We start from the raw sequence: 12,551 nt of genomic DNA, 5'->3' as shown, positions 1-12,551 counted from the left end.
TATTTCGTGAATATAGTATCATTGAAATCAATTAAGTCATTGGTCTAATGATCTCTCATCATACATTGTAAAGAATAAGGAGGAGTTAGATATGGAAATTTTAAAGGTTTCGGCGAAGTCTAACCCGAATTCAGTTGCTGGTGCTTTAGCAGGAGTATTGCGCGAACGCGGTGCAGCTGAAATTCAGGCGATTGGCGCTGGTGCACTAAATCAGGCAGTAAAAGCAGTAGCGATAGCTCGAGGTTTTGTAGCGCCAAGCGGTGTCGACTTAATCTGTATTCCTGCTTTTACCGATATTCAAATTGACGGGGAAGAGCGGACAGCGATTAAACTCATTGTTGAACCTCGTTAATCATAAAATGGACGGGACCTGCTAGGTATGACCTAGCAGGTCTTTTTTGCAGATAATAGATTGAAAGGAGTAGGGAAAATGATTTTCGATGCGCATTGTGATGTATTAGCCAAGCTATGGTGGAATCAGCATCTATCTGTACAGGATAGCCCAAACCTTCATACAACAATTGATGGAATGAAGCAAGTGGGTGGTAAAGTACAGGTATTTGCTATCTTTGTACCAGAAGCTGTTCAAGCCGAGCAGCAGTTTGACGTAGCTCTTGAAATGGTACACCTCTTTAAAAAACATATTATTAGTCTTCCGAATGTGAAATGGATTCAATCACAGGAAGATGTTTTGCGCTTAGGTAAGAGTGAAATAGGCGCAATGTTGAGCTTAGAGGGATGTGATGCCATCGGCGTTCATCTCGTCCGTTTACAGACGTTATTTGCTTTAGGGGTTAGGTCAGTAGGCCTGACATGGAACTATGCGAACGCGGCGTGTGATGGTATTCTAGAACCACGTGGAGCCGGCTTGTCTAGCTTTGGTAAAGAAATTGTAAGGGAAAATAATCATTATAAAGTCTGGACAGATGTTTCTCACTTATCAGTGCGAGGTTTTTGGGATGTAATAGAAGAATCAGATTTCGTAGTTGCGACTCATTCAAACGTGTATTCCTTATGTTCCAACCCGAGGAATTTACGCGATGACCAAATTGATGCGTTATTGAAAAAAAAGAGCGTTATTGGTATTACCTTTGTCCCACAGTTTCTAACGGATAAAAAAGAAGCAACCGTGGATGATGTGTTAAGACATCTTGATTATATATGTAGCAGAGGAGGAGAGTATTCAGTTGGATTTGGCTCAGACTTTGATGGTATTGATCAAACGGTAGTAGGGCTAGGTAAGTTTAAAGATTATCACAATTTAATTAATCAACTACATAAGCGTTATTCCGCGGACCAAGTGCATCGTTTTTTATTTTCAAATTTTGTGCAACGATTACCATAATGAACCTAGTAAATACTCTGAAAATATAAATCTGTGAATTATGTGGAAAGGGTTGCATTTTAGTACATGTGGGAATAGAATTGTAGACGGATTAAGAAACTTAGTATTTTATTGCTCGTTTTTAGAATGATTTCGTTAGAAAAAAGAGCAATCTTGACAGAATAAAAGGAGTGGCTTAGATGGTAAAGCAGCTTTCATGGAAAGTTGGCGGTCAGCAGGGTGAAGGAATCGAAAGTACAGGTGAAATTTTCTCAACTGCCTTAAATCGATTAGGGTACTATTTATACGGCTATCGTCATTTTTCTTCACGTATTAAAGGTGGACATACAAACAATAAAATTCGCGTAAGTACAACGCAAGTGCGTTCTGTATCGGATGATTTAGATATTTTAGTAGCGTTTGACCAAGAAACGATTGATGTGAATGTACATGAGCTTCGTCAAGGTGGAATTGTCATTGGAGATGCAAAGTTTAAACCAGCACTTCCAGAAAGCTGTACAACGGCAACATTGTATTCCGTTCCGTTTACAGAAATTGCAACTGAGCTTGGTACATCTTTAATGAAGAACATGGTAGCAGTAGGAGCTTCAAGCGCTGTTTTACATATTGATACAGATGTATTCGAAGAAGTAGTATTAGAGATTTTTGGTCGCAAAGGACAACAGGTTGTTCAAAAGAATATGGAAGCCATTAAACGAGGCGCAGAGTATATTCGTGAGCAGCTTGGTGAGAACTTAGAGACGATGAGACTTGAACCAGCAGATGGACAAAAGCGCATGTTTATGATTGGAAATGACGCTATTGCTCTAGGTGCTGTAGCAGGTGGAGCTCGCTTTATGCCGGCATACCCAATTACGCCTGCATCAGAAATCATGGAATACTTAATTAAAAAGCTTCCGCAGTTTGGTGGTACGGTTATTCAAACTGAGGATGAAATTGCAGCATGTACAATGGCAATTGGTGCAAACTATGCTGGCGTTCGTGCGTTAACAGCATCAGCAGGTCCAGGACTATCTCTTATGATGGAATCAATTGGTCTTGCAGGGATTACAGAGCAACCAATCGTTATCATCGATACACAGCGTGGAGGTCCAAGTACAGGACTACCAACTAAACAAGAACAATCAGATTTAATGGCAATGATCTATGGTACCCATGGTGAAATTCCTAAAATTGTGATGGCGCCAAGTACAGTTGAAGAAGCCTTCTATGATACCATTGAAGCATTTAACTTAGCTGAAGAATACCAGTGTCCTGTTATCATGCTGACAGATTTACAGCTTTCACTTGGGAAGCAATCTGTGAATCCTTTAGATTATAGTCGTATTCAAATTCGCCGAGGAAAGCTTCAAGAAGCTGAGCTTCCTGAGCTTGAAGCGAAAGAATACTATAAGCGCTATGAAGTGACAAAAGATGGCGTTTCTCCTCGTGTTGTTCCTGGTATGAAAAACGGTATTCACCACGTAACAGGAGTTGAACATGATGAAACAGGAAAGCCTTCTGAGTCACCAATCAACCGTAATAATCAAATGGATAAACGTATGAGAAAGTTAGACAACATTCAGTTTAAAACACCAATTCACCTGCACTCAGATGAAGTTGATTCAGATGTTTTATTCGTTGGCTTTAACTCAACAAGAGGAGCAATTGAAGAAGCGATGGAACGCTTAGAAGCAGATGGACTTCGCGTCAACCATGCGCATATTCGCTTGATTCATCCGTTCCCTGTTGATGAAATTCTTCCTTATGTAAATGGAGCGAAGAAGGTAATTGTAGTGGAAAATAACGCAACGGGTCAATTAGCCAATATTTTAAAGATGAATGTCGGTAATCACCATAAAGTGCAGAGTATCTTAAAGTATGATGGAAACCCATTCTTACCGCAAGAAGTCTACACAAAAAGTAAGGAGATGTGCTTGATTAATGGCAACGTTTAAAGATTTTCGTAATAGTGTAAAACCTAACTGGTGTCCAGGGTGTGGAGATTTCTCGGTTCAAGCAGCAATTCAACGTGCATCGGCTAACGTAGGACTAGAACCACATGAATTAGCGGTTATTTCTGGTATTGGATGCTCTGGTCGTATTTCGGGTTATATTAATTCATACGGATTTCATGGTATTCATGGACGCGCTCTACCAATTGCACAAGGTGTGAAAATGGCTAACCGTGATTTAACAGTTATTGCTTCTGGTGGAGATGGAGATGGATTTGCCATTGGTATGGGGCATACTGTTCATGCAATTCGCCGTAACATTGATGTGACATATATCGTAATGGATAACCAAATTTATGGTTTAACAAAAGGGCAAACATCTCCTCGTAGCGACGTAGGATTTAAGACAAAGAGTACGCCAGAAGGTTCGATTGAATCATCTTTGTCCGTCATGGAACTTGCTTTAACATCTGGTGCAACATTTGTGGCACAGAGCTTTTCAACTGATTTAAAAGAGCTTACAAGTTTAATTGAACAGGGTATTCAGCATAAAGGGTTTTCTTTAATTAACGTATTCAGCCCATGCGTAACGTATAACAAAGTGAATACGTATGATTGGTTTAAAGAGAATTTAACAAGCTTAAAAACAATTGAAAACTATGATCCAGCAAACCGTATGCAAGCGATGCAGACATTGATGGAGCATAATGGTTTAGTAACCGGCTTAATTTATCAAAATGCTAACCAACCTTCTTATCAGCAGCTTGTGCACGGTTATAGCGACCAACCACTTGCTGATTCTGATTTAATGATGTCAGAAGATAAATTTAAAGAGCTTGTAGCTGAATTTATGTAAACAAAAAGAGACTGAGACATAAGTAGTTCAGCCTCTACTATACCTGAACGATTGAGAGTTCATAACTTTTAATCGTTCAGGTTTTTTGGTTGATTGTGAAAACAGGGTGGAATGGAGCGTAGGATACTCGACTCCTGCGGGAAAGAGAGGGGAAACTGAGATCCCAAAGTGCAGCGAGGAAGCTCAGGTTCCTCCCCGCGGAAAGCGAGTGACCGTAGCGCAATGGAACGAACGTATTGAGACAAACTAAAGAGATGGGAACAGCGAGTGTTCGTCTTTTAGAAGCAATCATTTTGTTATGTCCCAAACTCTTTTTGATATTTTTTCTCCCTTGGTGACATATGTATATATGGAGAGGACTCGGTTATTTACCTGTATTTAAAAAGGTGTTAATATATTTGTGATGAAAGCGTTTTTATAAAAAGGGGATGTGCACCATGGGTGGAAAGATGAAAGCGTTGGTGAAGGATAAAAGAGGGTTTGGAGCTGTTTTGGCTGAAGTTGATATTCCATCGATTGCCGATGATGAAGTATTAATTAAAGTGAAAGCAACTTCAATTTGCGGTACAGACGTTCATATTTATAAATGGGATAAATGGGCATCTTCACGAGTCAATCCTCCTTACGTGTTCGGTCATGAATTTTCGGGGGAAGTTGTTCAAATTGGTCAAAATGTAGCAGGAGTACAGATTGGGGACTCTGTTTCTGCTGAAACGCATATTGTATGCGGACGCTGTATGCAGTGCTTGTTAGGTAATGCTCATATTTGTCAAAAGACAAAGATTATTGGCGTTGACCGAATGGGCTGTTTTGCTGAGTACGTAGCTGTACCAGCTCAAAATATTTGGAAAAACCCTAATCACTTATCACATGATGTTGCGTGTTTGCAGGAGCCGCTTGGAAATGCAGTTCATACAGTTTTAAATGACAGTATTGCGGGTAAATCTGTCTTAGTAATAGGGTGCGGACCTATCGGTTTAATGGCCGTAGCCGTTGCAAAAGCTTCCGGAGCATCTTTAGTGATAGCAATGGATGTGAATGAGTATCGCTTGAGCCTTGCCAAGGACCTTGGAACTCACATTGTACTTAATCCACTTGAACAAGATCCTCTAGAGGTTATCAATAAGCTGACAAGTGGAAATGGTATTGATGTTGTCTGTGAGATGTCGGGCCAGCCGACAGCAATGAATCAAGGTTTTAAGATGGTAGCAAATGGAGGGAGAGTATCTATTTTAAGCTTACCAACGACACCTGTTTCCATTGATGTGACGAATGATATTGTATTTAAAGGGGTAACGGTTCAAGGTATCACAGGGCGTAAAATGTTTTCAACTTGGTATACAGTGTCTAATTTATTGGCAGGAAATCAGCTGAATATGAACGAACTAATTACGCATCGCTTGCCACTAGAAGACTATGAAAAAGGCTTTGAGCTCATGATGGAAGGAAAATGTGGGAAAGTTGTATTTATCTTAGAGTAGTTGAAAGGGGAAGGGGTAAATGAGAGGATTTGAGTTTTTAGATCAAGAGCTACAGGAAATGAAGAAAGCAGGTACTTTTCGCAAGCTTATACCAATTGAGTCTGAACAAGGATCAAAAGTGCAGATTAACGGGCAGACGCTTATTCAGCTATCGTCAAACAACTATCTAGGTTTAACATCCCATCCGAAAATGAAGGATGCGGCTATTGAAGCGGTTCAAAAATATGGTGCTGGTACGGGATCTGTGAGAACCATTGCAGGAACATTCTCTATGCATGAGGCGCTGGAGAAAAAATTAGCAAAATTCAAGCATACGGAGGCAGCACTTGTGTTTCAATCTGGCTTCACGACAAATCAAGGCGTGCTTTCATCAATTTTAACACATGAAGATGTTGTTATTTCTGACGAATTAAATCACGCATCCATCATTGATGGGATTCGATTAACAAAAGCTGCTCGTAAAGTATATAAGCATGTGGATACGGAAGATTTGGAAAGAGCTCTTAAAGAGTCAGGAGACTATCGTAAACGGATTATTGTAACGGATGGTGTATTCTCAATGGATGGTAATATTGCACCGCTTCCGAAAATCGTTGAGTTAGCTGAACAATATGATGCTCTTGTAATGGTGGACGATGCTCATGCCTCCGGAGTGCTTGGTGAGAATGGCCGAGGTACAGTCAATCATTTCAGTTTAGACGGACGCGTTCATATTCAAGTAGGGACGTTAAGTAAAGCAGTTGGTGTTCTTGGCGGTTATATCGCGAGCTCCCAGACATTAATTGATTATTTAATTCACAAAGGTCGACCTTTTTTGTTTAGTACTTCTCATCCACCAGCAGTGACGGCCGCATGCAGCGCAGCTATCGATGTATTGCTTGAAGAGCCAGAGCTCATTGAAACATTGTGGGAAAACACGGCATTCTTTAAACAAGGGTTATCAAAGTTAGGCTATGATATCGGACATAGCGAAACGCCTATTACACCCGTTATCATTGGAGATGAAGCATTGACGCATCAGTTTTCAGAAAAGCTAGCAGAAGCAGGCGTCTTTGCTCAAGGAATTGCGTTTCCAACGGTTGCTAAAGGGAAAGCAAGAATCAGAACAATCGTAACGGCTCAGCATACAAAGGAAGAATTAACAGCTTCTCTTAGCGCTTTTGAAAAAGTAGGAAAAGAGTTGAAGATTTTAGTATAAACGTCAAGAAAATACTGCAGGCTGCAGTATTTTCTTTTTTACAGCTCAAGGGTATGTTATTGTGTTCAATAGATGAAAGTTATATACTAATATAATGTGATTCCGTTTCGTTTTTTGTATGAATGAGGACAAAAAATAAAGACATGAATGGCATTTTTTTAACGAGTTTATAAAGCAACGCATAACAATGAAAAAATTAGTAAATGTGCACGTTGAAAGGAGCTTTTATATGAACGAAAAACAACGTTTAGAAAGTGGACAAGTAACTCCAGCGGACAAAAAATCCGAGAAGGATTACAGCAAATATTTCCAAACAGTATATATGCCACCTTCTTTAAAGGACGCAAAAAAGCGCGGTAAAGAAGAGGTTGCTTATCATAACGACTTTTCTATTGAAGAGCGTTTCAGAGGCATGGGACAAGGCCGTAAGTTTTATATTCGTACATACGGCTGTCAAATGAACGAGCATGATACGGAAGTAATGGCAGGAATTTTCTTAAGCTTAGGCTATGAGCCAACTGACTCCGTTCAAGATGCACACGTCGTTTTATTAAATACGTGTGCCATTCGTGAAAATGCTGAAAACAAAGTATTTGGTGAACTAGGGCATTTAAAGGCTTTAAAGCGTGAGCGTCCAGACTTATTGATCGGAGTATGTGGCTGTATGTCACAGGAAGAGTCAGTCGTTAATAAAATCTTACAAAAACATCAGCATGTTGATATGATTTTTGGAACGCATAACATTCACCGCTTGCCTCATATTCTAAATGAAGCATATATGGCAAAAGAAATGGTGATTGAAGTATGGTCAAAAGAAGGAGACGTTATTGAAAATCTGCCACGTGCAAGAAAAGGCAGCATCAAAGCGTGGGTAAATATCATGTATGGCTGTGATAAGTTCTGTACGTACTGTATCGTTCCTTATACGCGTGGTAAAGAGCGTAGCCGTCGTCCAGAAGAAATCATTCAAGAGGTGCGTCATTTAGCAGCTCAAGGGTATAAAGAAATTACGCTTCTTGGTCAAAACGTAAATGCATACGGAAAAGACTTTGAAGATATGGAATATGGTCTAGGTGACTTAATGGATGAGATTCGTAAAATTGATGTTCTGCGTATTCGCTTCACAACAAGTCATCCACGTGACTTCGATGACCGCTTAATTGAAGTGTTAGCAAAAGGTGGAAACTTAGTTGATCACATCCATTTACCAGTTCAGTCAGGTAGCTCAGATATTCTGAAGATCATGGCGCGTAAATACACGCGTGAGCACTACCTAGAGCTTGTTCGTAAAATTAAAGAAGCAATTCCAACAGCATCTCTTACCACTGATATTATTGTTGGTTTCCCTAATGAAACGGACGAGCAGTTTGAAGAAACGCTATCATTGTACCGTGAAGTGGAATTTGATAGTGCTTATACGTTCATCTACTCTCCTCGTGAGGGTACACCAGCTGCTAAAATGAAAGACAACGTACCGATGGAAGTGAAAAAAGAGCGTCTTCAGCGCTTAAATGCACTTGTAAACGAAATTTCTGCAAAGAAAATGCAGGAATACGAAGGTCGTGTTGTCGAAGTATTAGTGGAGGGTGAAAGTAAAAACAACCCGAATGTGTTAGCTGGCTATACTGAAAAGAATAAGCTTGTAAACTTCGTAGCACCAGAATCAGTAATTGGTCAAGTTGTAAAAGTGAAAATTACAAAAGCTAAGACATGGTCTTTAGATGGAGAGATGGTAGAAGAAGCAGCAGAGGTGAAGTGAAATGTCGCAGTACACAAAAAGTGATGTGATTGCAAGAGCGAAAGAACTTGCAAAAATGATTTCTGAAACGGAAGAAGTTGAATTCTTCAAGCGTGCAGAAGCTCAGCTGAACGAAAACCAAAAAGTTCGTGAAAAAATTGCGAGCATTAAAAGCCTGCAAAAACAAGCGGTTAACTTTCAGCACTATGGAAAAACTGAAGCGTTAAAGCAAGTGGAAGAAAAAATCGATCGAATCCAAGCTGAGTTAGATGAGCTGCCAATTATTCAGCAGTTTCAAGACTCTCAGGTTAACGTTAATGATTTGCTTCAACTTGTGGCGAGCACAATTTCAAATACGGTCACTGATGAAATTATTGTGGCAACTGATGGTGACGTACTTCGTGGTGAAACGGGCTCAAAAGTTCGTAACACTCCGGGGGCAAGCTGCCATTGATAAAAAACTCCCAGCGGAAGCTGGGAGTTTTTTTATGTTGTACAATTTTCTCTAGAATAATTGTCACATTTCTCTAAGGTGTTGCATACAATGAAACATAGGTTTTTTATGTCTTTAACCTAGTTTTACAAAATAATGTGCAAACAAGCGATAGAACCTGCATAGGATGAAATGAAGATAGTTTGAGGAGGGTATGCTCACATGTCACAACACTATAGAGAAATTATTACAAAAGCAGTCGTAGGTAAAGGGCGTAAGTTTACGCAGTCATCACACACGCTTACACCACCGAACCGACCGACGAGCATTTTAGGTTGCTGGGTAATTAACCATCAGTATGATGCTAAAAAGCGCGGAAATACAGTTGAAGTGGACGGCAAATATGATATTAACGTCTGGTATTCTTTCAAAGATAATACAAAAACAGAAGTGTTTACAGAGACGGTTCACTATCGTGATGTGATTAAGCTTCGCCAGAAAGATGACGATGCTTTTGGAGATGATTGCGAAATTATCGTACGAGTGCTACAGCAGCCAAATTGCCTTGAGTGTACAATTTCACCAAACGGAAACAAAACGATTGTCCAAGTAGAGAGAGAGCTTTTAGCCGAGGTAATTGGTGAGACAAAAGTATGCGTAGCCGTTAATCCGAAAGGATGCGATGATGGTGATGAACTTGATTTAGACGTTGATGACGATGAATTTGAAGACCTCAATCCAGATTTCATTTTAGGTGACGATGAATAACTAGGAAGAATTTCTTCCTAGTTTTTTTATGTGCACCAAAAGTGATTAGCAAGTTTTACAATCATGAAGTTTTTTGCAAACCTATGTTATAATACGTGTAGAAAAAATGATTAACAGAAGTTTTTGGAGGAATAGTATGGCAACATATACGCCAATGATACAGCAATATTTAAAAATCAAGGCAGACTATCAAGATGCCTTTTTATTTTTTAGATTAGGTGATTTTTACGAAATGTTTTTTGAAGATGCAACGACTGCATCTCAAGAATTAGAAATTACGTTAACAAGCCGAGACGGAGGGGGCGATGATCGCATCCCAATGTGCGGTGTACCTTACCACTCAGCGCCTACATATATTGAAAGATTAATTGAAAAAGGCTATAAGGTGGCAATTTGTGAACAAGTAGAGGACCCTAAAAAAGCCAAAGGCGTCGTAAAGCGTGAAGTCATTCAAGTCATTTCACCAGGGACTTTAATGAACGAAAAAGGACTGCAAGAAAAAGAAAATAATTATATTTGCTCGGTCACGCATTTCCCAGATGACACGTTTGGATTAGCGCTATCGGATTTATCGACCGGGGAAAATAGCGTCACGCTTATTTCTTCATTCCATGACGTTGTTTCTGAAATCTATGCCAAAGAAGCAAAGGAAATAGTTGTTTCAAGCAGCTTTTCTGCTGAATTGCTGCAAACAGTGAAAGAGAGAATGACCATCACTATTTCGTTTGAAGAAAGTACAAAGGTTGAAGATGCCTTTTTACATTTAACTGAATCACTTCAACAGCAAAAATTAGTAGATACATTTGCTCGTATTTTACAATATTTAGTACGTACACAAAAGCGTTCTCTTGAACATTTACAGCCTGTACAGCTTTATCAAATCAATGAATATATGAAGATTGATTTGTTTTCTAAGCGAAACTTAGAGTTAACAGAAACGATTCGTTCAAAAGGTAAAAAAGGATCTCTTTTATGGTTATTAGATCAAACAGTCACGGCAATGGGTGGACGTTTATTAAAAAATTGGATTGACCGCCCGCTTCTAAGCAAAGAGAAAATTGATGAGCGTTTAAATATGGTTGACGTTCTTATGAAACAATTTTTTGAACGTGAAGAACTGCGAGATTTATTAAAAGAAGTGTATGACCTAGAGCGTTTAGCAGGTCGCGTAGCATTTGGTAACGTTAATGCGCGTGACTTAGTACAGCTGCGCAAATCCCTGCAAAAGGTTCCTGAAATTCAAGAAGTGGTTTATCGATTAAATAATCCATATGTTTCTAAACTCGTTGAAGATATTGACCCATGTGAAAGGTTAACTGCGCTACTGGAAAGAGGATTAAAAGAACATCCTCCTCTATCAATTAAAGAAGGGGATATTATTGCAGATAATTATAACCATCAGCTTGATCAATATCGAGATGCTAGTCGGAACGGGAAGACATGGATTGCTTCTTTAGAGCAGAAAGAGCGTGAAAGAACAGGGATTCGTTCGTTGAAAATTGGTTATAACCGCGTGTTCGGCTACTACATCGAAGTAACGCGTGCCAACTTGCATTTACTACCTGAAGGGATGTATGAGCGTAAGCAAACCTTAACGAACGCTGAGCGCTTTATTACACCTGAGCTTAAAGAAAAAGAAGCGCTTATTTTAGAAGCGGAAGAAAAAATTGTTGAGCTTGAGTACGAGCTGTTTGCGCAAATTCGTGAAGAGGTCAAAGTATATATTCCTCGTCTTCAAGCGTTAGCTAAAAAAGTAAGTGAGCTTGATGTATTGCAGTGTTTTGCAAAGGTCAGTGAAGAGCGTCATTATACAAAACCTACATTCTCTACTAATGGAGATATTCATATTAAAAATGGGCGTCATCCCGTTGTTGAAAAAGTGATGAATGCACAAGAGTATGTACCAAACGACTGTCAAATGACTGACGATAGCTCAATCTTACTCATTACAGGACCAAATATGTCGGGTAAAAGTACGTATATGCGCCAAGTAGCGCTAACAGCCATTTTAGGACAAATCGGCTGCTTTGTTCCTGCAGAAGAAGCAGAGCTGCCCATCTTTGATCAAGTGTTTACGCGAATTGGAGCAGCGGATGATTTAATCTCAGGTCAAAGTACGTTTATGGTTGAAATGTTAGAAACGAAAAATGCAGTTACCAATGCGACACAGTCAAGCTTAATTTTACTGGATGAAATTGGACGAGGTACGTCAACATATGATGGAATGGCGCTGGCTCAAGCAATTATTGAATATGTGCACGAACATATTGGATGTAAAACACTATTTTCTACACACTATCATGAGTTAACGGTATTAGATCAACAGCTTTCAGCACTGCGTAATGTGCATGTTAGCGCAATTGAAAAGAACAATAAGGTGGTCTTCTTACATAAAATTAAAGAAGGGCCAGCAGATAAGAGTTATGGTATCCATGTTGCTGAGCTAGCAGAGCTTCCAGAGCCTTTATTGCAGCGTGCGCGCGTCATTTTAGCAGATTTTGAGAACGCGAGCGAAGAGCAAAAAGTGAAGCCGACTGCTGATGCAGTAGCTGAACCTGAACCTCAGCCAATTGAGCAACCAAAAGCTGAAACTAAAACAGATACCGAGCAAAGTCAACTTTCATTTTTCGGAGAAGAAAAAGAACAGCAGGTAAAAGAAGCCAGTTTATCGAAGCGTGAAAAGCAAATTCTAGCAGAATTAAAGCAGCTTGATCTTCTTGAGATGACGCCGCTTGATGCAATGAACGCCATGTATAAGCTACAAAAACTACTAAAGAAGAAATAGACTTGAAAGGGGT

Annotated in this window: 10 protein-coding genes; all 10 read left to right on the top strand. The window is 39.6% G+C overall.

The window, feature by feature from the left end; all coding sequences use genetic code 11:
* The first annotated feature begins 91 nt into the window (after positions 1–91).
* The 10 genes from spoVS (at position 92) to mutS (ending at position 12,538) form a co-directional block, all read left to right on the top strand.
* Positions 92–352: a stage V sporulation protein SpoVS gene (spoVS, locus tag LZP85_RS13240; protein ID WP_003181955.1), complete on the top strand. Its 261-nt coding sequence runs from the start codon at positions 92–94 to the stop codon at positions 350–352.
* A gap of 78 nt (positions 353–430) precedes the next feature.
* Positions 431–1,345 (top strand): dipeptidase, encoded by a 915-nt coding sequence (locus LZP85_RS13235; protein ID WP_061785728.1) that lies wholly within the window; start codon positions 431–433, stop codon positions 1,343–1,345.
* Between the two features lie 179 nt (positions 1,346–1,524).
* Positions 1,525–3,282: a 2-oxoacid:acceptor oxidoreductase subunit alpha gene (locus LZP85_RS13230; RefSeq protein WP_025908601.1), complete on the top strand. Its 1,758-nt coding sequence runs from the start codon at positions 1,525–1,527 to the stop codon at positions 3,280–3,282.
* Positions 3,269–4,135 carry a 2-oxoacid:ferredoxin oxidoreductase subunit beta gene (locus tag LZP85_RS13225; RefSeq protein ID WP_025908602.1) on the top strand — a complete coding sequence of 289 codons (867 nt, stop codon included), beginning with the start codon at positions 3,269–3,271 and terminating at the stop codon, positions 4,133–4,135. The genes LZP85_RS13230 and LZP85_RS13225 overlap by 14 nt, the downstream gene beginning before the upstream one ends.
* 437 nt (positions 4,136–4,572) lie before the next feature.
* Complete coding sequence (tdh, locus tag LZP85_RS13220) at positions 4,573–5,616, top strand: L-threonine 3-dehydrogenase (RefSeq protein ID WP_234561747.1); 1,044 nt, start codon at positions 4,573–4,575, stop codon at positions 5,614–5,616.
* A 19-nt stretch (positions 5,617–5,635) separates the two neighbouring features.
* Positions 5,636–6,814 carry a glycine C-acetyltransferase gene (locus LZP85_RS13215; protein WP_061785718.1) on the top strand — a complete coding sequence of 393 codons (1,179 nt, stop codon included), beginning with the start codon at positions 5,636–5,638 and terminating at the stop codon, positions 6,812–6,814.
* A 229-nt stretch (positions 6,815–7,043) separates the two neighbouring features.
* Positions 7,044–8,573: a tRNA (N6-isopentenyl adenosine(37)-C2)-methylthiotransferase MiaB gene (miaB, locus tag LZP85_RS13210; protein WP_025908606.1), complete on the top strand. Its 1,530-nt coding sequence runs from the start codon at positions 7,044–7,046 to the stop codon at positions 8,571–8,573.
* A 1-nt stretch (position 8,574) separates the two neighbouring features.
* Positions 8,575–9,006 (top strand): YlbF/YmcA family competence regulator, encoded by a 432-nt coding sequence (locus LZP85_RS13205; protein WP_025908607.1) that lies wholly within the window; start codon positions 8,575–8,577, stop codon positions 9,004–9,006.
* A 201-nt stretch (positions 9,007–9,207) separates the two neighbouring features.
* Entirely contained in the window at positions 9,208–9,753 is a 546-nt protein-coding gene (locus LZP85_RS13200) for an outer spore coat protein CotE (RefSeq protein WP_025908608.1), read from the top strand.
* 136 nt (positions 9,754–9,889) lie between these two features.
* Positions 9,890–12,538 carry a DNA mismatch repair protein MutS gene (gene mutS / locus LZP85_RS13195; RefSeq protein ID WP_234561745.1) on the top strand — a complete coding sequence of 883 codons (2,649 nt, stop codon included), beginning with the start codon at positions 9,890–9,892 and terminating at the stop codon, positions 12,536–12,538.
* Positions 12,539–12,551: the final 13 nt, after the last annotated feature.

This window comes from Priestia flexa (assembly GCF_021441905.1).
In the GTDB taxonomy this organism is placed as follows: domain Bacteria; phylum Bacillota; class Bacilli; order Bacillales; family Bacillaceae_H; genus Priestia; species Priestia flexa.
This window is presented reverse-complemented; position numbering and strand designations above follow the sequence as displayed.